Below are 23,285 nucleotides of genomic sequence, written 5' to 3'. Positions count from 1 at the left end.
CACTAGGGGCTGCAACGCAACAGGTCAAATCATTGAGATCCCGGGCCTTGACCGAATGCCTCGTCCACCTTGGCCAGATCCTGCTCATTCAAGGTCCCGGCGTAGTAATGCAACTTGGTCCAGGCCATCAAGTAGTCGTACCTTGCCTGAGCCAAATCCCGGCGGGTGGTAAATAGTTGTTGCTCGGCATTCAACGCATCCAGGTTCACCCGCTCACCGCCCAGGATGCTTTGCTTGGTCGAGACCACCAGCGCTTCCGCCGATTTCAGGGCTTTCTGATAAGCGCGCAACTTGTTCACCCCCGACAGGCAGGCACTGAATTGCCGACGCAGCTCGATCAGGGTTTCCCGGGTCTTGCCATCGAGTTCGTACTCGGCCTGTTCCATGGTCCGGCTGGCCTGACGGGTCGACGCCGACACCCCGCCGCCGGCGTACAACGGCACGCTGACTTCAATGCCGATGGTGTTGGTGTCGTAACGCTGGTTGTAGGTGTTGCCGCTTTCCGATTCGTTCTGGCGCACCGAAGCGTAGGCACTGACTTTCGGCAGGTGTCCGGCGCGGTTGCGTTCGACTTCATACCGCGCGACTTCCACCGCCTGACGCTGGGAGGCCAGGTTCGGGTTGTTGGCCACGGCCATCTCGTGCCAGGTGTCGTAGTTGGCGGGCAATAGGCTGAAGGTCTGGAAGTTCTGGTCCAGTGGCGCCAGGTCCGTGATGTCGACGGCCGGCACGCCAATCAGCGCACCCAGTTCGCGCAAGGACGCGTCCTGCTCGTTGCGTGCCTCGATTTCCTCGGCGGTCGCCAGTTCGTAACGAGACTCGGCCTCAAGAATATCGGTGCGCGTGCCCTCGCCTTGCCGGAACATCTGCTCGTTCTGCTGGAACTGCTGCTCGAAGGCCTTCTTCTTCGCCAGCGCGATGTCGATCTGATCCTGAGCGAACAACGCGTGGGTGTAGTTTTCCAGCACACGAACCAGCAATTCCTGGCTCTTGCCGCGGAAGGCTTCGTCGGCAAACAGCGATTGCGCCACGCCTTTTCGATACGCCGCATAGGCTTCGTAATCGAGTAATGGTTGTTGCAGGGTCAGGTTCGAGCCGAAGCTGCTGTAGTTGCGGTCCTCAGTGAAGTCCGGCCGACCTTCATTGATTTGGGTGACCTTGGAGGTGTTGCGCCCCTTGTTGTAGGTGTAACCGATCCTGGGCAACAGCCCGGCACGGCCGATAATGCGGTTTTCAAGGCCTGCATCGCGTTCCTTCATGGCGCCAAGGAACACCGGGTCATTGCGCAACGCTTGTTCGTAGATATCGAACGGCCCCATGGCGGCCATCGCACTTTTGCACGTCAGCAACGCCAGGGTGGCTGCCAGCATTGAAAGCTTATTCATACAGCCGAACATCCTTATTCCTCGGTCAACGCGGAGCCTGCCCGGTCGAGCAGCGGTTTGAACAAATAGTTGAGGAGTGAACGTTCACCGGTACGCACGAACATTTCCGCCGGCATGCCGGGCTTGATCACCAGACCGTTGAGTTTTTCCATGGCCTGATCGCTGACGCTGCTGCGCAGCACGTAGTAAGGCGCGCCGGTTTTCTCGTCGACCATCTGGTCGGCGGAAATCAGGCTGACTTCGCCGGGTACGCGCGGCGTTCGGCTCTGGTTGAACGCGGTGAACAGAATGTCCACCGGCAAGTGGGTGCCAACCTTGTCGATCAGGTTGATCGGCAAGTGCCCTTCCACTTCCAGGCGGGTGCCTTGCGGCACGATCTCCAGCAAGGTTTCGCCCTGGCGGACCACCGCACCTTCGGTGTGAACCCCAAGGTTGACCGCGATGCCGTCGGCGGTAGCGATGATCTCGCTGTGTTGCAGATCAAACCCGGCGGAAGTCAGTTGCTCTTCCAGGGTCACGCTTTTGAGTTGCGCGTCGGCCAGTTGCGTGCGGACTTCTTTCTGATATTCCTCGATGTGCTGTTGCAGCTTCAGGCGCGATTCGAGGATGCCCTGCTCGACCCGGCCGCTTTCACCGCTGTTTTCCGCCAATTGCTGCTGCACCTGCGACAGCTGCCGCTGGAATTCCATCAAGCGGTTGCGCGGGATGTAGCCGTTGTCTGCCAGGGGCTGGAGATTACTCAGTTGTTGTTGCAACGAATTGGCCTGAGCCATCAGGTCCGTGCGCGCGCGGCGCATGCCGGCCAATTGCGCGCTGGCACCTTCAATGCTGGCGCGCAAACCCGCCTGCTCACGGGAAAACGCTTCGCGGCGGCTGCTGAACAATTGCCGCTGGCCTTCGAGGACCAGGGCCAGGCGCGGGTCGGGATCGTTGCTCAGTTCAGCGGGGAAACTCACTTGCTTGAGGTTGTCCCGCTCACTCTGCCAACGCGCCAGGCTGGCCCAGGCCATTCGGTATTGCGCTTGCAGCGATTGCACGTCGGCCGCGACCTGGGTCTGGTCGAGCTGGAACAGCGGCTGGCCCTGCTTTACCACCTGGCCCTCGCGCACCAGAATCCGGCTGACCACACCATTGCTCATCGACTGCACGGCTTTACGCTTGCCCGAGACCACGACTGTGCCTTGTACCGGGATGCCCTGGTCGAGCGGCGCCAGGCTGGCCCAGGTGAAGAAACTGCCGGCGCCGACGATCGCCAGAATCCAACCCATGCGGGCGAAGAAACGCGCGTCACGCTCAGGGCGTTCGGCGATGTAATCGTGTTCCATCGTCGCTTCGTTTTCAGTGTTCATGCGAGCGCTGGTCATACACCCGAATTCCTTGTCGTAGGCTGATACTGGCGACTCATGCTGAGCCCGCCCGGTGCTTGCGCCGGTTTTTCACGTTGCTGTTCCTGGGCACCGGAGAGTGCCTTGAGCACTTCCTGGCTGGGGCCAAAGGCCTGCAAACGACCGTCGTTGAGCACCAGCAATTTGTCGGCCTGAGCCAGCGCCGAGGAGCGATGGGTCACCAGAATCACGCTGGTGCCCTGGGCCTTCATCTGCGCGATGGCGCCGGCCAGCGCCGCTTCGCCCACGGTGTCGAGGTTGGAATTGGGTTCATCGAGCACCACCAGGCTTGGCTTGCCGTACAGCGCGCGGGCCAATGCCACCCGTTGCTTCTGGCCGCCAGACAAGCCGCTGCCGTCCTCTCCCAGCACTGTGTCGTAGCCTTGCGGCATGCGCAGGATCAGCTCATGGACGCCCGCCTGTTGCGCCGCTTCGACGACTTTTTGCGGATCGGCGTCGCGAAACCGGGCAATGTTTTCCGCGATGTTGCCGCTGAACAATTCGATGTCCTGGGGCAAGTAGCCGATGTAAGGACCCAGTTCATCGCGGTTCCAGCGATGGATATCCGCGCCGTCGAGCCGCACGGTGCCGCCGAGGGTTGGCCAGACGCCGACCAGCACCCGGGCCAGGGTCGACTTGCCGGAGCCGGAGGCGCCGAGTACGCCCAACACTTCGCCGGCACCCAGGCTGAAATTGACCATGTGCAGGGTCGCCGCACGTTGCCCTGGAGGACCGGCGCTGACTTGTTCGAAGGTGATCTGCCCCTTCGGCGCCGGCAGCGCCATGGCTTCGTCACTCGGTGGAAACGCTTGCAACAGCGAATCAAGACGACGGTAAGCGAGCTTGGCACCGCTCCACTGTTTCCACACCGCGATCAGTTGATCGATGGGGCTCAGGACGCGGCCCATCAGAATGGAGCCGGCGATCATCATTCCGGCGGTCATATCGCCCTTGATCACCAGTAACGCGCCGAGGCCCAGGACCAGGGATTGCAGGCACAGCCGCAAGGTTTTGCTCAGGGAGCTGATGATGGCGCCGGTGTCGCTGGCCTGATTCTGCAGGCCGAGGAAACGCGAGTGCACCTGGAACCAGCGCTTGCGCAACACGCCAAGCATGCCCATCGCCTGAATGGTTTCGGCATTGTGCAGGTGGCTGGTGGCCAGTTGGCTGGACTTCTGGGAAAACCCGGCAGCTTCGCCCAAGGGCTTTTTGGTCATTGCCTCGTTCAGGCAAGCGAGGCCGATCAGCACCACCGCGCCCACGGTCGCGAACACACCGAGCCATACGTTGAACAGGTAGATCACGAAGAGGTAGACCGGAAACCACGGCGCGTCGAAGAAGGCAAACAACGCAGGACCGGTGACAAATTGGCGAATGTGGGTCAGATCGCCAAGGGATTGGCCGGCGTTGCCCTCGCCCTTGAGCAGGTTGCGCTCGAACGCGGCCTGATACACCCGCAGGTTGAAACGGCGTTCCAATTGGCTGCCGATGCGGATGACGATGAAACTGCGCACGATCTCGAGCAAACCGATGAAGGCGAAAAATCCGACCACCATCAGCGACAACATGGCCAGGGTGGTTTCGTTTTGCGAAGACAACACGCGGTCATAGACCTGGAGCATGTAAATCGACGGGACCAGCATCAGCACGTTAATTAACGCGGTGAAACAACCGACACTGATCAGGATGCTTTTATAGTCGCCCAGTGCTTTGAATAACGGTGCGGTGGCCGGGCTCTTTGCCATCTTCATGGGTTCTTCCTGAGGTGTTATTCCTCGTCATGCCTGACGAAGTTTCCAATAACTGTCCGCTAATAGGCGCAGATAGGTTTGGCGCACTAGCGCTTACAAACCAATAACAATTTTTAATTTGGTTTGGTGCTTATAACGATAATGACCGCTACTCTTTTCGCCGCAGCCTGTTCATTGCTGCGCCTGACGCACAAGTGTTATGACCAGCCCGGATCTCAATGTGGTTTTATAAGCGCCATCACGTTGACGGCTGAGAAATAGAATCTTTGAACCTTCGTTGCCGGTGATCGCAATACCGTCCGGTTCAGGGAACCAACCGATAGCGGTTTTGCCGTCCAGCCACGCGCTGAGGCAACTGGCGCCCTCACCCAGTGTTTGGTTTTTTTGGAAATTGATGACGCAGACATTGGACGGTTTGTCCTGCAACGCCTGGGTCTCGGGCGAGTCATCTTTGGCATTCAGGGTGGCCTGCCATTGACCGGCCAGTTCCGAGGGATCTGCTAATTTCAGGCTGCTCGACATGGCTGTCTCTCCAAAAAAAATCATCAACGTCGCCAAGAGCCACGCGGTTGTTCGGTGGGTGAAGGCTTTATGAGCCATAGGTTGTTGTACTCCGGCTGCGGCCTTGGGCACAGAGGGCGGCGCATCGGCGCCACCCTCCTTATCGCGTTACATCACGCGGCGATGTCCGAGAACGCCGCCTGGCCAACGGTGCTGACCAGGAAATCAGCCACGCCGTGCCCGGAGAAGTCCACCGCCAACTGGCTGTTACCGCCCGAAGAGGTCAACACGGCATCGCCCGCCGCACCGGTGAACGAATTCACGAAGTGCAGGCCCGCGCCTTTGGTGATGGCGGTCAGGTCGATCTTGTCCAGGCCGCTGACAAAATCGAGGATCTGATCGGCTACACCCGGCTTGGAATCGCTGCTCGCTGCGAACACAAAAGTGTCCGAGCCGGTACCGCCCCACAGCTTGTCCGCACCGCCCGCGCCGAAGAGGATGTCGTTGCCGGCACCGCCCTTCAGCTCGTTGGACACGCCATTACCAATCAACAGGTCGTTACCCGAACCGCCAATCGCGTTCTCGATGGTTGCACCCTTGGCAATGGAAACGTTGCCAACCATGCCGCCAACGTCGGAGAACGAGGCCTCATTGAGGTTGATTTTCTGGTTCTGGGTAAAACCGGAGAAGTCCAGCGTGTCTTTGCCGCCCGCATCCCACACCGAAAACACGACCTTGTCCGACGACGAAGACGCGCTCAGGAAATCGCGACCGGCATTGGAGTTGAAACCGTAGGTGGTGTCACCGGTGCGGGTGGTGGTGTTGGCACCGTAGAGCTTCTGGATGGCGGCAATATCGTCCAGCAACGGACCGGACGCATAGGCTTCGACGCCGCCCTTGCTGAAGTTCTGGTCGGTATTGCTTTCACTCCAGTAGCTCATGAGGCTGTAACCGCGGGTGTCTTCGGCATAGGTCGCGTCGTTGTAGGTCGGCGCACCTTCACCGGCGTTGTAGTCGCCGGGGTGGGCCAGGCCCAGGGAGTGACCGATTTCGTGGGTCAGGGTTTGACGACCGTAGTTGTTCAGGTCCGGTGTCTTGTTGGGCGTGTAGCTGCTGTTGGTCAGGTACCAGGAAGTACCGTCATAACCCGCGCCGGTGCCAGGCAGGTAGGCGAATGCCGCTGCGCCGTCCTGACCGCCGCTGTAGTTGCCGAAGGTCATGTGACCGTCGCCGCCCGTAGCCTTCTCGGTAAAAGTGACTTTGGCCACATCGGCCCAGGATTGCATGGCGAGCGCGGCCTGGGCTTTCTGTTGAGCGCTGAACTGACTGAAGCCGGTAATCCCGTGCTTGTTCATGGTGCTCGACGACGCCGAGGTCAGGAACGTGTAGGTCAGTTCGATTTTTCCGCTGCCGTCCTTGTCCTGGTAGGCAGCGCCATCGCGCAGCAATTGGGTCGCTGCCTCGTCGACGGAGTAGGAAGGTTTGCCATTGACCGTGAGATTGCCACCCCGGTCATACTGATGGCTGAAGCTGTCGATCTGGTTGTACGCGGAACTGGGCGCAGCCAATGCTTGCAATGGCGAAAAGGCCTGTTCGGCAAGATCAATAGCGTTGTTTTTAACTTTCGACATAAACACACTTCCTTGTTTAGCAATGGAACAGTTTTTGTCAGATAGCGACAATCTCTGGCGAGATCGTCCTATCACTCGCCCAATGAAGGCGAAAGAAAACTGACACAATTCGAAATCAAACGTCTACATTTTTTTTGACGTCAAATTGTTCTGCCCCGGCAAGTACCCGGAAACAATGCCTGTGCTGTCGAAATATAGTTTGAAGTTGAGGGTTTCGGACTAATTGTCTGACAATTGCGTATTTAAATATTAAATATAGGTAAGTTGTTTTTTGCCGAAGGCGTCTCACTTTTTCGGACTTATCAATATGAGTGCCAGTGGATTGATATCAGACGGAGTTATATTGGATATGACATTTTGGCGACTGCTTCGCAGTCGTCAGGCACTGATAACCAACACGCATCCACAGCGGATAATCATGTACCCGCGTCACTAGCCCCGCGCGTATCGGATTGGCGACGACATACCGAGCAAGATTTTTCACATCCTCCTCCCTGCGAACTGCTCGATCGTGGTAACCCGTCTGCCACAGGCGCCCTCTGCGCCCCAAGGCTTGATTAACAGCCAAACTGCGCCGAGATTTTTTCGGCACATCAGCTCCGCCAGTGTCTTGTCGTGCAACTGCACCAGGCAATGCAAATGATCCGGCATCACAACCCAGGTTAAAAAATCGGCCCAGCCGTCTCCTTGGGCCTCACGCAATTGCAAGGCAACCAACCTACCCAACCGCCAATCCGCAAAAAACGGCTGCCGTTGGTCAACGACAACCGTTAGCAGATAAATACGTCCTGACTCAGAAAAACGACCGGTGCGTAGCAGTCCCGCCTTTGAACAAACAGGCATTCCATTGCCTCCTGATCCACTGAAAGGAAGCCCGGAATCTACCGCGTCGGCATCAAGCCAGACCCGCCGCAATGACTACAAAATATGAACCCTCAACTCCCCGTCCGAATCTTGTTCCACACCCGCGTCCGAATCCGGTCGATGTTCAGCGGCATCGCCTCCAGGGCGAACAGCTTGCCCATCATTTCCGGGCTCGGATAAACCTTGGTGTCGTTCTTGATGGCCGGGTCGATCAGGCTGTCGGCCTGTTGGTTGCCATTGGCGTAGTGCACGTAGTTGCTGATGCTGGCCATGACGTCCGGGCGTAGCAGGTAGTTCATGAACGCGTAGCCGGCCTTGTCGTCCGGGGCATCAGCGGGCATGGCGACCATGTCGAACCAGATGGCGGCGCCTTCCTTGGGAATGGCGTAACCGATGTCGATGCCGTTCTTGGCTTCTTTGGCACGGTTTTCGGCTTGCAGGATGTCGCCGGAGAAGCCGACGGCTACACAGATGTCACCGTTGGCCAGGTCGCTGGTGTATTTGGATGAGTGGAAATAGCTGACGTAGGGCCGGACTTTCATCAGCAGCGCTTCAGCCTTTTTGTAGTCGTCCGGGTTCTTGCTGTGGTGCGGCAACCCCAGGTAGTTCAGCGCGGCTGGCAGCAGTTCGGGGCCGTTGTCGAGGATGGCGACGCCGCACTTTTGCAGCTTGGCCATGTTCTCGGGCTTGAAGATCAGGTCCCAGGAATCCACTGGCGCGTTGTCGCCCAGCACGGCCTTGACCTTGGCGATGTTGTAGCCGATGCCGGTGCTGCCCCACAGGTACGGGAAACCGTGTTCGTTGCCCGGGTCGTTGGTCTGCAATGCCGTGAGCAATACCGGGTTGAGGTTCTTCCAGTTCGGCAGCTGGCTCTTGTCGAGCTTCTTCAGCGCCCCGCCCTGAATCTGCCGTGCCATGAAGTGGTTGGACGGGAATACCACGTCGTACCCGGATTTGCCGGTCATCAACTTGCCATCAAGGGTTTCGTTGCTGTCGTAGACGTCGTAGCTGAAGGCGATGCCGGTTTCTTTCTGGAAGTTTTTGGTGGTGTCCGGCGCGATGTAGTCCGACCAGTTATAGATCTTGACGGTCTCGGCGGCGTGGCTGAGGGAAGCGACAAGCGCAAGGGGTGCCAGGGTCAGTGTCTTTCGGATCATGAGTCGATTCCTGTATGGGTTGTTTTTGGCAGGCAATCAAAAGGTCAAAATCAAAAAATCAAAACGTAGGTCTTGCGCACGGTTTCCTGGATATCCCAGATGCCGAGGCTGTTGGCCGGTAACATCAGTGCGTCGCCGGCTTCGATGTAGAGGGTTTCACCGTCGTCCGGGGTAAAAGTGCAGCGCCCCTGGATGAAGTGACAGAATTCCTGCGCAACGATCTGCCGGCGCCAGCGGCCGGGCGTGCATTCCCAGACGCCGGTTTCGACGCCGTCGTCGCGTTCGACGCTGGTGGTCGAAGCCACCGCCACCGGCGCTCCCAACGGCACGGCGACGGGGTTCGACGCTTCCAGTTCCAATGTTGCGGTGTTCTTGAATTGCGTGATGCCCATGGGAGTACCTGTCGATTGAGCCTATAGATGAAGAACGCGCCGTTTACTGCATGAAACCTTCCATGAACCCCGCCACCTTGCTCGCCAGTTTGCGGCGCCAAGGAGCCGTGGCCGGGTTGGCCAGGGTCTGGTCTTCGTGGACGAAGCTGCGGATGATCGCGTTGTAACCCAGCCAGCGGCAGGGCTCCGGCTCCCAGGCCCGGAGCGTGTCCAGACCGCCTTGAGGCATGACCCAAGGCTGGCGAACCAGTTCGGTGTCGCGCTCAAGAATCAGATCCGCCAGGGTTCTACCGCCCAGGTTGCTGGCGCCGACGCCCTCGCCGCCATAACCGCCGGACAAGGCAATGCCGCTGGCCTGATCGCAGAGCATGTGTGGCTTGAAGTGCCGGGACATGCCCAGGTTGCCGCCCCACGCGTGGGTAATCTGCACGTTCTTGAGTTGCGGAAAGAGTTCGCCGAACAGGTAGCGCCGCAACTCCACTTCGCTGGTGGTCAAGTCAAAGTCATGGCGCAACTTGCCGGCAAACTGATAGCCGCCCCGGGCGCCGAACACCAGACGGTTGTCGGCCGTGCGCTGGCCGTAGGTGACCTGTCGGCTGCTTTCGCTGAACGCCTGGCCGCGACTCAGGCCGATTTCGTCCCAGGTCGCGGCAGACAGGGGTTCGGTGGCGACAATCAGGCTTTGCACCGGTAACTGATAGCGACCAAGGGGTGGCAACGTGACCGAATAACCTTCTACCGCCGGCACGATCCAGCGACTGCGAATCTGGGCCTTGGCAGTACGCAAACTCCCCGACTGCCACTGCGTGACCGCGCTGTTTTCGTAGATTTTGACACCCATGCGCTCGACCGTTTCTGCCAGACCTCGCACCAACTTTGCCGGGTGAATGGTCGCAACGTGCGGTGCATAGATACCGCCATAAGGCTTCGCAACTCTGATCTGTTGCGCCAGTTGCTCCGGGCTGAGCCAGCGGTAATCGCTTTCGGTCAGGCCTTGGCGGTAAAGCTTGTCCAGATAGTCGCGCAGGCTGGCTTCCTGCTCGGGATAGCGCGCGGCACAGTACAGCACCCCGCCTTTGCGATAATCGCAGTCAATGCCCTCCCGTTCGATGACGATCTCGACTTCATCAGGAATGCTGTGCAGCAGATCGAAAGAGGCTCGACGCTGGTCCGGCGGCAAACCAGCCAACAGACGGTCTTCGCCCAGCAAGTTACCCATCAGCCAGCCGCCGTTTCTGCCCGACGCGCCAAAACCGGCGGTTTGCGCTTCGACGATGGCAATGTCCAGGCCTGGCGCCAGACGCTTGAGGTAATACGCGGTCCAGAGCCCGGTGTAGCCCGCGCCAATGATGGCCACGTCAACGTCCAGATCGTGCTCCAGCGCTGGACGCGCCAGCAACGGCTCGTCGAGTTGATCCATCCACAAACTGATAGTGCGCCACGCCGACATGCCAGACTCCGCCACTCAAACTTCGATGGCGTCGATCCTAGTGCGTGGGCTCAGGGGCTGTCGTGCGCGCGTGCACGCAAAGAAATTTGTTTGACGTAAGCCTTGGGCGACAGCCCTGTGTGCTGGCGGAAACAACTGTAGAACGCCGACAACGAGTTGAAGCCAGCGGAAAATGCCAGCTCATCAACGCGCAACGGTGGCGTGGCGGCGTCCAGCGCCGCGAGCAAATGCTGCAGCCGTGCCTGGTTAACGTAGCGATAGAAGCTCTGGCCCAACACTTGATTCAGCAGATAGGAAATTTGATTGCGGCTGTACCCGCACTCCTGCGCCACCCGTTGCAGGTCGAGTTCGGGGTCCAGATAAGGCTGCTGGCGCTGGAAATACTGTTGCAGGTCGTCAGCCATGAAACTCAGCTGGCGCGGTGAAAGCCCGAGCCGGCTGGCGGCCGGGCGCAAGTTCGCAGCGGTGTTGCTTTGCGGTTGTTCGCGCACGAGGGACGCGTATTCGTTGACCCGCCAGATCAACCCGTCGCGCACCGTGATCGCTTCACTGGAACGGAACGACACCAGCCCTTCGCCGCCGCGCAAGGTCATCTGGTACTGGATGAACGCAGTGTTGCCGTCCAGGCGTATGCGATCGGAATGCTCCAGCGCCTCGTCCGGGTTACGCGGCATGCTGCCGCGCACGTACTCGCGCAACTCATCCAGGCCCATGACACGGTTCTGGAAAAAATCGTTGTACTGAATGTCCGGGTGATAAAGCGCCATGACACCGTCCAGATCCCGGTGTTTCCAGCACAAGTGGTAGCGCATGACCGTCTCGCCCGTGACCTGGGTTTGCAGCGGGCCATCATCATCGGCGTGCATAAGGAACTCGACGAAAAAAACCGAGCTTGCCGAAGTTCGGCCACGGCTTCAATGACCAGACCGAATCGCCGTAACGCCGAGCAAGGCCCGGCACGTGATCCACATCAAAAAAACGGTAGCAATCGCCAAACGGACTGAAAAAAATCACATGGTTTTCACATCTGGATGCTACTTTTAAAGGCAGTCACCGGTTGAGCCATTGAAGGCTCTTCCCTCCTAACATGAGCTAAAGGAAGCGCTCGATGAAGAAGGCGGGCAACACATGAATAAAGGGTCTTTCAGCAAAGTTACGTTTCCAAACGCCTGCCAGCTGATGCGCTGGCATTTTCATCCCATGGGATTCGAGGCGAGCATGGACGCGCCGGGCAGCATGATTGCCCGTCTGTTTGACCGCGCCAGTGGCGAGACCATGATCGCCATTGCAGGCATTCCTTGCGCAACCGTGATGAATGCCGCGGACGTAGAACGAATAATCGAAGCCGTGGAAGACGAACTTGAGTGTTTCATTCCTCCCGTGGCCCTCAAGAGTTATGCCTGAAGGTCAACCACTCAACAAAAAGCCCACATCATGTGGGCTTTTTTTGTGGGCTCGGGTTCAGGCCGGTGCCTGACCCTGACGGTGATCAGCGAAGAATGGCTTGTCCTTGCCAATCCGGTCAGAAGCCTTGGGCATATTCGCCGCCTGAGTGTCCTGCCCATCGACATACCAGTAGCAATGACTCACCGCCCGCGTGATGCCGACGTAAGCCAGTCGCAGGATTTCGTCTTTCTGCGCGTTGTCGTATGGCTCGTTGTCGCCCGTCTTGCCAAGACCCGCCATCCGGTATACCTGATTCTTGTAGGGAGAACTGGTCAGGTGCTGACAATCACCGAGCAAGAACACTGCGTCGGCCTGCAAGCCCTTGGCGCTGTGATACGTCAGCTGTTTGATGCGCCGAGCTTCATACGGCAAGCTAGAATCCACATTAACTACCGATTGAATATGCTGCTCAATCAATAACTTATCGCTGCTTTTTCGATAAAGCATCAAGATGGAATCACCTTGACGGTAATGCTGGATCAGGCGTTGAGCCATGCCCTGATCGTCCCGATCCATGACGCTCACCGGCAACAGCGCCTTGGGCTCACCGCTGGCCTTGGCCTTCTTTCCAGCGATCGACGGCGCTGCGCGGACGATATGCTCGGCCGCATCGATGATGTGCTGGTGACTGCGGTAGTTGTCGCTGAGCATCACTTTCGTCGTGCTCGGTGACGGGAATTCCTTGTTGAACTCCATGAAATAAGACGGCGAACTGCCGCGCCAGCCATAAATGGACTGCCAGTCATCGCCTACACAGAGCAAGGACGAACGTTGCGCACCTCGCCCCACGTGCATCGCCGGGCCGCGACTGCGGATCTCCGCGAGGCTGGCACGAATCCAGGAGACAATCTGCGGTGATACGTCCTGAAATTCGTCGATCATCAGATGTGATAACGGCCTTAGCAGTTCATCGCTCAGCAGCTTCAGGTTTTCCGGGGAGTGCTCGCTGAATAAGGCAAACATTCGGTTGTAGGTCATCACCGGTGGCTTTTGATCGAGCAAATGATCTTCCAGCGCGCGCCAGAACAGGCTCAGAGCCTCGAAGAAATGCCGGTCCGGGTCATCCTTGGCGAAACTCATCTGGCCAACCGCATTCGGAACATCCAGGCCCAGGTTCTCGATAAACCCGGCGGCAGCCACAAAACAGTCCAGCAAGGGGGCTGACCCCAACTCACCCTTGACCTTGTAATCGAAGCCCGGTCCGGCACTGGCATCCCCTGCCAGCGAAGCCAACATGCGCTTTGAAGCTTCGTAACTATCCAGCCATATCAATGGTTTACGACAGAAAGCTTGAAACAGGGTTCGCTTCACCGCCCATTCCGCACGAACCGTTAACTTGGCATTCGGGCGGCTGACTTGTGGATTTTCCCGGGGGTCAAATCCGAGTACTACCCAGGCGTCCAGCGTGGGAATGTAGCCGTGACAATGGAAAGTCGACCCGTTGATGTCGAAGGCCTGCCGATTGGGCTCAATGCCTTTGATTGGCCAAGCGCCGGCTCGAAACCACAGATCTTCAATGGTGTCGCAAAGCTCTTCATCACGCTTGGCCGCCAACTCGGTCACCGCCATGCGCTTCTGCACATCGGGGTGATCGCGCTCAAGCTCCTTGAGTTGCAGTGCGTGACGGGACAACGGCTTGATCAGCTCGCGAAAACGCTCATCACGGATGTGCAGGCTGTGGAAACAGGCATTGAGTTGCTGTCGCTGGGCGTCGTTGATGCGCAGGTCGAAGGGATTGCTGTCGACCTCCTCGTCGCCGTTTTGCGCGCGATTACTGAGGTTTTCGAACGCTTGCAGGCGTTCGAAGCCCGGCAGGCTGCGAACCATTGGCAGGATGCGCGAGTGGAAGGTACGCACCAGATCCCGCGCCTCTTTGAGGCTCAGCGCCCGGCCCCACAATGCAAAGAGTTCGATCAGCTTATTAATGAAGTCCTTGCGCGACTCGCGGGTGAAGGTCACCACGGTCATGGAGCTCAACTCGAAACCCAGATAATGGGTCAGCAGCAAGATACGCAATACCAGCGTCGTCGACTTGCCCGCGCCAGCCCCGGCAATTACCGACGTCGAAGGCGTGTCGCTGAAAATCATCTTCCACTGGGCGGCGCTTGGCTGGGCGTGAGCTGGCAGCAGTCGGGCGACATCGGCCTTCATGCGCTTCTTCAGCTCGGCGCTCAAGGGCAGGCGCCAATCGTCGAACAAATTGTCGTCGACATTAGGCGGCCTGTGCTCGGTCGAACGCGAATCACGGATCAACAGCACCTGCCGGCCTTCTTCCAGCCCCTCGGCTTTCCCTTCCTTATAGCCGTAATCCACCCCGGCGCTGTGGCCGCTGCGAAAACCATCGGCTTGCCCGTGCAGCCACGATGCACGGTGTTGCGCACGCAGACGGGTCAGGCCATGACCAAAGAATCGGGCGGCCAGGCGTTTGAGCAGTGGCATCTCGGCCAGGGGACGGAGTTCGGGAGGAAGATCGGGGGTGTGTTGCGGCACGCGGACTGACTCCAGGGTGTGAGGCTGTTGAGGGCTATGGTGTCCGTATTTGCCGTTAAGTTCTAGTGAAATGCTTACAGGTCATTGGCTTATACGATGAAGTGAAGGCTGGGTGAGAATGTTTCGAGGTTATTTGATATCAACTTAATCGATCATATTGAGGCATTTTTTACGCTTTTTATCGATTGGTGCCTGATAGATGATGCCCGCCATCAACCACCGGTTCTCGTTTCGTGGCTCGGCGCTCTGCCCCATGACGAACCTTTTCAGGAGACGATCATGCTTGAACTCAGACCTTTCAACTCCCTGGGCGGCGCCCACCATGGCTGGTTGGATGCGCATCACCACTTTTCGTTCGCCGAGTACCACGACCCGAAACGCATGAATTGGGGCAACCTGCGGGTATGGAACGACGACGTGATTGCCTCGGGCACCGGATTTCCGAAACATCCGCACCGAGACATGGAAATCATCACCTATGTTCGTGAAGGTGCAATTACCCACGAAGACAACCTCGGCAACAAGGGTCGCACCGAAGCGGGCGACGTTCAGGTCATGAGCGCCGGCACCGGGATCGCCCACAGCGAATACAACCTGGAAGCGAGTGAAACCAAGATCTTTCAGATCTGGATCATCCCGAACGAATCCGGCCTGGCCCCCTCTTGGGGCGCCAAGCCTTTCCCGAAAGGCCAGCGTGAAGGCTTCGTGACGTTGGCCAGCGGCAAGGCCGGCGACGATCAAAGCCTGCGAATCCGTGCCGATGCACGGCTGGTGGCCGCGAACCTGAAGGCCGGTGAGTCCGCCGAATATCGCCTGGACAGTGGCCGTCGCGCTTATCTGGTTCCGGCTACGGGAGTCATTGAAGTCAATGGCCTGCGTGCACAAGCTCGAGACGGCGTCGCAGTGGCGGATGAGCAGGTGTTGCGGGTTACCGCGATCGAGGACAGTGAAATCGTGTTGGTGGATCTGGCTTGATCGGGTAAATGCAGGGCAAAAAAAGGGGCGACCAGTAATGGTCGCCCCTTTTTTCATGATCGATGGTGACTGCACTGACGCTATCGCGAGCAAGCTCGCTCCCACAGGGTTTTAAGCACTCCTTGTGGGAGCGGGCTTGCCCGCGATGGGGCCTTCAATCACTTCGCAGAAATAGCGCCATCCACCAACGTCTGCGCCTCTGCAACCAACTGCTTGAGATGGTCATCACTCACAAAGCTTTCAGCGTAGATCTTGTAGATATCCTCGGTCCCCGAAGGCCGTGCCGCGAACCAGCCGTTCTCGGTCATGACTTTCAAACCACCGATGGCCTGGTCGTTGCCCGGCGCGTGGCTGAGGATGCTTTGAATCGTTTCGCCCGCCAGTTGGGTCGAGGTGACCTGATCCGGTGACAGCTTGCTCAACAAGGCCTTCTGTTCAGGGTTGGCCTTGGCGTCGACGCGCACCGAGAACGGTTCGCCGAGCTCGTCGGTCAACGCTCGGTAGGCCTGGCTCGGGTCGCGACCGGTGCGAGCGGTCATTTCTGCCGCCAGCAATGCCGGAATCAAGCCGTCTTTGTCGGTGCACCAGACGCCGCCGTCCTTGCGCAGGAACGAGGCACCGGCGCTTTCTTCGCCGCCAAAGCCGAGAGAACCGTCGAACAGACCGTCAGCAAACCATTTGAAACCGACCGGCACTTCGTACAGGCGACGACCCAGGCGCTTGGCCACGCGATCGATCAGGCCGCTGCTGACCACGGTTTTGCCCACGGCAGCATCGGCGCGCCACTGCGGACGGTTCTGGAACAGGTAGTCGATAGACACGGCGAGGTAACTGTTCGGTGCCAGCAGACCACCGGACGGGGTCACGATGCCATGGCGATCGTGATCCGGGTCGCAGGCAAACGCTACGTCAAAGCGCTCTTTCAGGCCGATCAGGCCTTGCATGGCATGGCTCGACGAGGGGTCCATGCGGATTTGCCCGTCCCAGTCGACCGTCATGAAGCGGAACGTCGGGTCGACCTGTTTGTTTACTACTTCCAGGTCCAGACGGTAATGCTCGGCAATCGCCGACCAGTAGCGCACCCCTGCTCCGCCCAGCGGATCGACACCCAGACGCAGCTTGGCATCACGGATGGCGTCGAAGTCGATCACGTTGATCAGGTCGGCGACGTAGGTGTTGAGGTAATCGTGACGATGGGTCGTGCTGGCCTTCAGTGCCTGCTCGTAGCTGATGCGTTTGACACCGGCCAGCTTGTTGCCCAGCAGCTCATTGGCCTTGGCTTCGATCCACTTGGTGATGTGGGTATCGGCCGGTCCGCCGTTGGTGGGGTTGTATTTGTAGCCACCGCTTTGCGGCGGATTGTGCGATGGGGTGATGACGATACCGTCCGCCAGGCCCGAGGTACGGCCGCGGTTGTAGCAAAGAATCGCGTGGGAAATCGCTGGGGTCGGCGTGTATTCGTCACCCTCGGCGATCATCACAGTGACGCCGTTTGCAGCCAGCACTTCCAGGGCGCTGACGCCGGCCGGGGTGGACAGTGCGTGAGTGTCGATACCGACAAACAGCGGACCGTCGATGCCCTGGGCTTCGCGGTACAGGCAGATCGCCTGACTGATCGCCAGAACGTGCCATTCGTTGAAACTCAGGTCGAACGAGCTGCCTCGGTGTCCGGACGTGCCGAAGGCTACGCGTTGGGTAGAGATGGCGGCATCAGGCTGGCCGGTGTAATAGGCCGTTACCAGTCGCGGGATGTCGACCAACAATTCTGCCGGTGCCGGTTTGCCCGCAAAAGGACTGAGTGTCATGCAAAACCTCTGGAATAGAGTGGTTCAGGAATAGGAACGCAGTTTACTGGCAGTTTGACCGCAGCGCGACGTTATCGATCCCGAGCGAAATGTTATCAATCGCCAAAGCCCCGCACGTGCTCAATCGATCGATTCCAGGCGCAAGGCATCGCCCAACAAACCCATGGCCGCCGCGAGGTCGTGGTCGCCGCCGAAGGTATGGCTCAGTCGCAGGTGTTGCGCGTGCAACCCCTGCAGGCTGAACAGCTCTCCTGGCGCAATCACCACCTGGTGCCTGAGCAGGCGCTGGAACACCCGACGCACATCGACCTGACGCAACGACCGGACCCAGATCGTCGCACCGCCCAAGGGTTCGACAAAGTGCAAGGCATCCCCCAGACGCTCCTGCAACAGCTGGGTCATATGCACCTTTCGGTCCTTGAGCAGCCGCCGCAACACCAGCAAGTGCTGATCGATTCGTCCATTGCTGTATAGCCGTGCGATGGCTTTCTGGCGAATAGGCGACAACCGGAATGAACGCAACAGGAAATGCCGCTGCAGTTCGACGCTCAATTGCCGCGAGAGCAGATAACCATAAGGCGCTTCCGGCCCGATGGATTTTTCAAAAGTGGAGAAAACGATCAGCCGATCCGGGTTCAGCAGATCGCGAAACCGCAGGCCGTCGGGCTCGAATGCGAGTTCGCCGTAGCAGTCGTTCTCCAACACCCAACTGCCATGACGCTCCAGAAGTTCAGCGGTTGACTGCTTGTTGCTGTGGGAAGCCACGCTGCCACGCGGCATGTTGAGGCCGGAAGAAAGCATGACCAGCCGCACCGGCTTGGTCTCCAGCAGTTGCTTGAGCTGCTCAAGGTCTAGGCCGCCATTGGCTTGCAAGGGCAACTCGATGACCTGGACGTCAGCGTCCTGGAGCAAGCGCAGGATCATCCAGTCGCAGGGAGACTCGACGACGACCGTGGCGTCTTTGAGGCACAGCACGGCGATCAGTATTTCCAGGACGCCACGCAAATCGGCGCCGATATAGACATCATCGGCGTGCCAGCAACGTGCCGGAGACGAGGTATAGCGTGCCGCCAATGCAGCGCGCAGTTCCAGTTCACCGCAAGGCTGTGAAGTCGGTTGCGGCGGACGCGGATACTGACGCAGCAGCTCTCTTTCAAGCAGCAATAACGGGCTGTCCAGGGGCTGCAGCAACGCCGGTTCATCCGCGCTCAACACCAGCATTCCCGGCCGTCTGGCGTTCACATAAACCGTCTCGAGCAGGTCATTGCCGCTGCTGAGCGGGCGAATGGACGACACGGGCAGCGCGTAATAGCCGGATTTGGCGACCGAATACACCCGCCCTTCTTTTTCCAGCAGCGAATAGGCGTACTGAATCGTCGAAATCGATACGCTCAGACGGTCCGCCAATTGCCTTAAAGAAGGGAGGCGGACCCGCGTGTCGCTGACGGGCTCGTTGATGAGGTTAGTCAGGTAACGGTACACCGCCTGGTAGGCAAAGTCGGTTTCGCGGGGTCCTTTCATGGGTTATGACCGAACACGCCACGCGCCGCGTGGGGTGGGTGGATGAACGCGGTAACCCCGAGCATTTTCAACGACCCGTTGACCGTTCGCCACTTGCGGCGTTGCCCGCGTCGAGGCCCAGTGCATGCTCATTCTCATCACCGGCTTCCGGGCCCGGCCTCTCGCTCTCCGCCACCGGCCCCATCCGGTAAAGCGTGCCGATCAAGTTGACGGGCAACCCGCTGACGTCAACCATCCATTGCAGCACCTGCTCGGGCGCCGGCTTGCCCTGCATCGCCCGGTGCAGATCGGGCAACGCCACGAGCATGCCGGGGTGGCATTGGCGCAGAAAACGTTCAAGCGAGGCGCCGCTCTCGACAAAGGGCGCGAACAGCAAGCACACCAGTTGAGCTTCGCTCAAGCCGAGGCTTTTCTGGGCCTCGGCCGCCGCCAATGCACGCTGGTCGGACATTGTCGTCGGGTTACCGAACGTCTCCGTTGCCTGCTCGCAAAAACGCTCGGGAAGTTGTTTGCGACGCATCATGACCAAGGCCCGCTGTACATATTCAGCAACGCCTGCTTCATAGGTACGCCCATGAACAAAACAGGCCTCCAGCCCCCGAACGTGCGCGGAAATCGATAGGCTGACGAATTCGTCATCGCTGAGCTGGGCCGCCAGCTCGTCAGGCTGAAACCCGAGGAAATCGGTGAGCAGTGGCCAGCGATCTTCCAGATTGCTGACCAGCATGTCGTGAATATCGATGAAGGTCGTGCGCCGACACGCCTCAAATGATTCAGTCGGCCGCCACTCGGCCTGCGCATGTTCAGGATAAAACTCGCGGTAGCAATCGCTGCCCAGTTCATCCAGTCGTGCGAACAGCTCCTCGTAACCGGATTCAGGGTAATTCGATGCCTTGAGACCGGCCTTTTGTGCCGCACGGGTCAATCCATGCATGAACTGCTTTTGCTGACGAGGTGTATCGCTGCTGACCAACGCATCGACGCCTCGGTCCCAACGGCAGATTTGCCCATGAAACTCGCCCGCTGCCAGGTACCCGTCATCCCACAGGTCGAGCGGTCCGTTCCAGTTTCGCCGGTGACCAATCATCAACAGATTGAGACGGTTCGACTCGCGGCCCGCATCGGAAACCGGCGCCTGGTGGGTGAACGGCAAGACTTCCCGGTTATCGACCATCACCACGTCGACCCGAGGATCGTCGTAGAGAAACAGCGCACTGCAACTGCGATGGATGTTTTCAAGGGCCGTCGGGCTTGCGCCGTTCGTGCGCAAGGTCGCGACTCGCAGCTGGAACGTCGCAGGTGCCCGGCCGGCGATGCTCAATTGTGCGGCGCGCAGCAATGCAAGCGTGTAGCAACAGTCGCGGGTCCCGGACTGGATCGCCAACACCTTGTATTCGCCGATACGGTCCATGCCACCTGCGGAGACCACCAGACGCTGAATCATCAGCTGCAATGCCGTACGCTCCGCGCGCGAGAAAAAACTCAACAATCGCTGCAATACTTGCTGATAAACATAGTTCATTGCCTGTTCATGGGTATGGGTCATCATTGTTTACCTGTTACGCATAGGTTCGATGTCACGCAAACAACTGTATGCATTGCGCAAACGGCTGACTGACATGATTAAAGTGTTGCGCCTGATATCAAATGCTAACACTTAGTTTTGAGTAATTATTTGAAATGAATCGAGCTTATTTGTGAGCTCGCCCGCTCACGATTGCATGAAAGCCCCGCAGAACAAGCGTCCTGCGACTGCATGAGGGATCCTAGGAAATGTCCGACAGCGTCCCACAGACAGGTAGCACGAGAAATAAAGAAAGAAGTCGCCATTAATTTTTCAGTAATTGATCGATAACACGCTATTTGTTGAGTTTGTATTGCCGGAGCGCGAAGAAACGTATTTATCCAATACCCAGCCATAGCTCATTCCTTGAGATGAAAGTAATCATTCAATTATCGGGGCTTATAGGGTGATTAGAAGATACAGATTGAGAGCAAAAACCAGTTCAGTTGCTGAACTGACCCGTCGCAGATTGACGGAACGTCTCGGATTTTCGGAGGGGGAAATGCAAAAGTCCGTGCAAGCACGGACTTTTTTCAGCGGTGTTACGCAGGTTCGACCTGGAGTGCAACCCGTTCGCGACACGGGCATTCGTCCATGTAGCGGTGCGCCTCGACAAACTCGGAAAACGGGAAGACCCGAGTCTTGAGCGGCAGCAGCACGCGGTCAGCGGTCAGCTGGTTGATGTCACGCAAGGCACGCTGCAGGGCGACCTGGTCCTGGATGATGCCCAGCTCCGGCTTGCCGGTGAAGTTGCCGATACAGTGAACAAAGAACTGAATGTTCTTCTGGAACGCTGCGCAGGCCGGGAACGGCGTCTGGTTACCACCTTGCAGGCCGTACAGCACCAGGCTGCCACGAGGCGCGAGCACATCGCCGAGCAGTGACATCTGCGGACCGCCGAGGCCATCGAACACCACGTCGACACCGCGGTTGTCGGTGATCTTGTTGATCCGCATGAGCAGATCTTCTTCCTCGGTGACGATTACTTTTTCGGCACCCAGCGACAGCAGGTATTCACGTTCTTCAGCGGTCTTGGTGGCGGCAATCACCCGCACACCCAATGCCTTGCCCAGTTGTACAAAGGACGGACCGGCACAGTGGCTCGCGTCGGTCACCAGGGCAAATTGCCCAGGCTTGACCCGCGCCAGATCGACATAAGCGAAGTAGGCGATCAACAGCGGCGTGTAATGCACGCTGGCTTCGATCGGGCTGAGCACATCCGGATAACGGGTCAGTGCCGAACGAGGCAGAACGATCTGCTCGCCGTAGACCGGATAGTCGTTGGGGCTTTCAGCCGGGAAGCTGGCGACCTTGTCACCGACTGCCAGGTCATCGACACCTTCGCCGACCGCCGTGACGACGCCGGACATTTCATGGCCAAGACCAGAAGGCAGGCGAGCGTGGGATGAGGCCAGGTTCTGGCGCCAGAGAATGTCGTACCAGCTGATGCCAATCGCCTCGACGCGCACCTGCACTTCGCCCGGAGCAGGGAGAGCGGCCGCATGCTCTTCGCATTTGAGCACCTCGGCTGGACCAAACTTGTGAAAACGAATCGTGCGGGACATCGCAAACCTCGCCAAAGAAACCTCTAATGCCCTGAACTCTATCTGGGCTTTCTACCCAAGACTATCAGTGGCTATTAATAGTCGACATGCCTGTCATTGATTCCGCAGCATCCATTGGATCAACGGTTGTCGTAAAAATCTGGAGCAGCCGATCAAGGGAAACTGAATTATTCGGTGCAGAGTAGCAGCCTTTCCCCGTAAGATTCATGCCGGCCATTGTTCTCATATGGCCGCTCTCGTCAAGCTTGATGACTCTGCCAGGACTCCAGATGAATCGTAATGACCTGCGTCGTGTCGACCTGAACCTGTTGATCGTTTTTGAAACATTGATGCACGAACGCAGTGTGACCCGCGCTGCGGAGAAATTGTTCCTCGGCCAGCCCGCCATCAGTGCGGCGCTCTCGCGCCTGCGCGGGTTGTTCGATGACCCGTTGTTCGTGCGCACCGGGCGCAGCATGGAGCCGTCCGCCCGCGCGGTGGAAATCTTCGCCCTGCTCTCTCCTGCTCTGGATTCGATCTCCACCGCTGTCAGCCGTGCGGCAGAATTCGACCCGGCGACCAGTACGGCGGTGTTTCGTATCGGCCTGTCGGACGATGTCGAGTTCGCGCTGCTGCCGATGCTGCTCAAGCGTTTGCGTGCGGAGTCGCCGGGGATCGTATTGGTGGTGCGGCGGGCCAACTACATCCTGATGCCGAGTCTGTTGGCCTCGGGGGAAATTTCCATCGGCGTCAGCTACACCGCCGACTTGCCGGCCAACGCCAAGCGCAAAGTGCTGCGCCGCAGCATGCCAAAGCTGTTGCGCGCCGATACGGTGCCGGGGCCATTGAGCCTGGATGACTTCTGCGCCCGCCCCCATGCGCTGGTGTCGTTTGCCGGTGACCTGAGCGGCTTTATAGATGAAGAACTGGAAAAGCTTGGGCGTAAACGTCATGTGGTACTCGCGGTACCGCAGTTCAACGGGCTCAGCACGCTCATCAGCGGGACTGATATCGTCGCTACGGTGCCGGACTACACTGCTGACGCGTTGACGGCGGCAGGCGGTGTGCGGGCTGAAGATCCGCCGTTGCCGGTGCGTAGTTTTGAATTGCACATGGCGTGGCGTGGGTCGCAGGATAATGACCCGGGTGAGCGCTGGCTGCGGTCAAGGATTCAGATGTTCTTTGGGGATCCGGATAGCCTGGCCTGATCCTGAAGCTTTGTTGAGGCTGATGGCCTCTTCGCGGGCAAGCCCGCTCCTACAATGGAATGCATGTCCCTGTGGGAGCGTGGCTTGCCCGCGAAGGCCGCGACTCGGTTTCAAGCCAATCCCTTGCATTCTCCGCAACACAGAATTGTCATCAACCCAATTGATCGCCGTCCAATGTAAGGCGCATGCTAGAGGGCTGGCTTCAGACTTATATCA

17 protein-coding genes and 1 pseudogene are annotated in these 23,285 nt (G+C 58.5%); 3 read left to right on the top strand and 15 right to left on the bottom strand.

The features are described from left to right. Positions 1 to 29: 29 nt before the first annotated feature. The 10 genes and pseudogenes from K0F88_RS04005 to K0F88_RS03960 form a co-directional block, all read right to left on the bottom strand. On the bottom strand, positions 30 to 1,397 hold the full coding sequence (locus tag K0F88_RS04005) for a TolC family outer membrane protein (protein WP_219094124.1): 1,368 nt from the start codon (positions 1,395 to 1,397) through the stop codon (positions 30 to 32). A 2-nt stretch (positions 1,398 to 1,399) separates the two neighbouring features. After that, the gene (locus K0F88_RS04000; RefSeq protein WP_219094122.1) at positions 1,400 to 2,749 is read right to left on the bottom strand and encodes an HlyD family type I secretion periplasmic adaptor subunit; all 1,350 of its coding nucleotides are present in this window, start codon (positions 2,747 to 2,749) and stop codon (positions 1,400 to 1,402) included. Beyond that, positions 2,746 to 4,521 carry a type I secretion system permease/ATPase gene (locus K0F88_RS03995; protein ID WP_219094120.1) on the bottom strand — a complete coding sequence of 592 codons (1,776 nt, stop codon included), beginning with the start codon at positions 4,519 to 4,521 and terminating at the stop codon, positions 2,746 to 2,748. Before K0F88_RS03995 ends, K0F88_RS04000 begins: the two co-directional genes overlap by 4 nt. A gap of 171 nt (positions 4,522 to 4,692) precedes the next feature. Further along, the gene (locus K0F88_RS03990) at positions 4,693 to 5,121 is read right to left on the bottom strand and encodes an AprI/Inh family metalloprotease inhibitor (protein WP_094467432.1); all 429 of its coding nucleotides are present in this window, start codon (positions 5,119 to 5,121) and stop codon (positions 4,693 to 4,695) included. 74 nt (positions 5,122 to 5,195) lie between these two features. After that, positions 5,196 to 6,653 carry a serralysin family metalloprotease gene (locus K0F88_RS03985; protein ID WP_219094118.1) on the bottom strand — a complete coding sequence of 486 codons (1,458 nt, stop codon included), beginning with the start codon at positions 6,651 to 6,653 and terminating at the stop codon, positions 5,196 to 5,198. A 338-nt stretch (positions 6,654 to 6,991) separates the two neighbouring features. Next, a pseudogene (locus K0F88_RS03980) lies at positions 6,992 to 7,496 on the bottom strand (transposase). A 92-nt stretch (positions 7,497 to 7,588) separates the two neighbouring features. Then, the gene (locus tag K0F88_RS03975) at positions 7,589 to 8,674 is read right to left on the bottom strand and encodes a polyamine ABC transporter substrate-binding protein (protein WP_219094116.1); all 1,086 of its coding nucleotides are present in this window, start codon (positions 8,672 to 8,674) and stop codon (positions 7,589 to 7,591) included. Between the two features lie 50 nt (positions 8,675 to 8,724). Next, on the bottom strand, positions 8,725 to 9,066 hold the full coding sequence (locus tag K0F88_RS03970) for a cupin domain-containing protein (RefSeq protein WP_219094114.1): 342 nt from the start codon (positions 9,064 to 9,066) through the stop codon (positions 8,725 to 8,727). Positions 9,067 to 9,109: 43 nt separating this feature from the next. After that, positions 9,110 to 10,516 carry an FAD-binding oxidoreductase gene (locus K0F88_RS03965; RefSeq protein ID WP_219094112.1) on the bottom strand — a complete coding sequence of 469 codons (1,407 nt, stop codon included), beginning with the start codon at positions 10,514 to 10,516 and terminating at the stop codon, positions 9,110 to 9,112. 50 nt (positions 10,517 to 10,566) lie between these two features. After that, positions 10,567 to 11,382: a helix-turn-helix domain-containing protein gene (locus K0F88_RS03960; RefSeq protein ID WP_094467427.1), complete on the bottom strand. Its 816-nt coding sequence runs from the start codon at positions 11,380 to 11,382 to the stop codon at positions 10,567 to 10,569. A 262-nt stretch (positions 11,383 to 11,644) separates the two neighbouring features. On the opposite strand from K0F88_RS03960, the gene K0F88_RS03955 reads away from it, so the two are divergent. Continuing rightward, positions 11,645 to 11,920 carry a DUF1652 domain-containing protein gene (locus tag K0F88_RS03955; protein WP_219094110.1) on the top strand — a complete coding sequence of 92 codons (276 nt, stop codon included), beginning with the start codon at positions 11,645 to 11,647 and terminating at the stop codon, positions 11,918 to 11,920. A 57-nt stretch (positions 11,921 to 11,977) separates the two neighbouring features. Here K0F88_RS03955 and K0F88_RS03950 read toward each other — a convergent pair whose 3' ends face one another. Next, positions 11,978 to 14,452 carry a UvrD-helicase domain-containing protein gene (locus K0F88_RS03950; RefSeq protein WP_219094108.1) on the bottom strand — a complete coding sequence of 825 codons (2,475 nt, stop codon included), beginning with the start codon at positions 14,450 to 14,452 and terminating at the stop codon, positions 11,978 to 11,980. Positions 14,453 to 14,731: 279 nt separating this feature from the next. Here K0F88_RS03950 and K0F88_RS03945 point away from each other — a divergent pair, with 279 nt between their 5' ends. Beyond that, the gene (locus K0F88_RS03945) at positions 14,732 to 15,427 is read left to right on the top strand and encodes a pirin family protein (protein WP_219094106.1); all 696 of its coding nucleotides are present in this window, start codon (positions 14,732 to 14,734) and stop codon (positions 15,425 to 15,427) included. Between the two features lie 158 nt (positions 15,428 to 15,585). On the opposite strand, the gene pgm is transcribed toward K0F88_RS03945, so the two are convergent. The 4 genes from pgm to K0F88_RS03925 all read right to left on the bottom strand — a co-directional run bounded on the left by pgm (position 15,586) and on the right by K0F88_RS03925 (position 21,882). Further along, entirely contained in the window at positions 15,586 to 17,232 is a 1,647-nt protein-coding gene (gene pgm / locus K0F88_RS03940) for a phosphoglucomutase (alpha-D-glucose-1,6-bisphosphate-dependent) (protein ID WP_219094104.1), read from the bottom strand. Between the two features lie 120 nt (positions 17,233 to 17,352). Then, positions 17,353 to 18,753 (bottom strand): PLP-dependent aminotransferase family protein, encoded by a 1,401-nt coding sequence (locus K0F88_RS03935; protein WP_094467422.1) that lies wholly within the window; start codon positions 18,751 to 18,753, stop codon positions 17,353 to 17,355. A 67-nt stretch (positions 18,754 to 18,820) separates the two neighbouring features. Next, entirely contained in the window at positions 18,821 to 20,299 is a 1,479-nt protein-coding gene (locus K0F88_RS03930; protein WP_094467421.1) for a hypothetical protein, read from the bottom strand. 560 nt (positions 20,300 to 20,859) lie between these two features. Then, positions 20,860 to 21,882, bottom strand: a complete 1,023-nt coding sequence (locus K0F88_RS03925; protein WP_219094102.1) for a zinc-dependent alcohol dehydrogenase family protein — start codon at positions 21,880 to 21,882, stop codon at positions 20,860 to 20,862. 269 nt (positions 21,883 to 22,151) lie between these two features. Here K0F88_RS03925 and K0F88_RS03920 point away from each other — a divergent pair, with 269 nt between their 5' ends. After that, the gene (locus tag K0F88_RS03920) at positions 22,152 to 23,069 is read left to right on the top strand and encodes a LysR family transcriptional regulator (RefSeq protein WP_257605177.1); all 918 of its coding nucleotides are present in this window, start codon (positions 22,152 to 22,154) and stop codon (positions 23,067 to 23,069) included. Positions 23,070 to 23,285: the final 216 nt, after the last annotated feature.

The organism is Pseudomonas sp. UMAB-40 (assembly GCF_900095275.1).
Classification (GTDB): Bacteria; Pseudomonadota; Gammaproteobacteria; order Pseudomonadales; family Pseudomonadaceae; genus Aquipseudomonas; species Aquipseudomonas mandelii_B.
The sequence above is the reverse complement of the archived record's forward strand: the minus strand, read 5'-3'. Positions and strand labels throughout refer to the sequence as shown.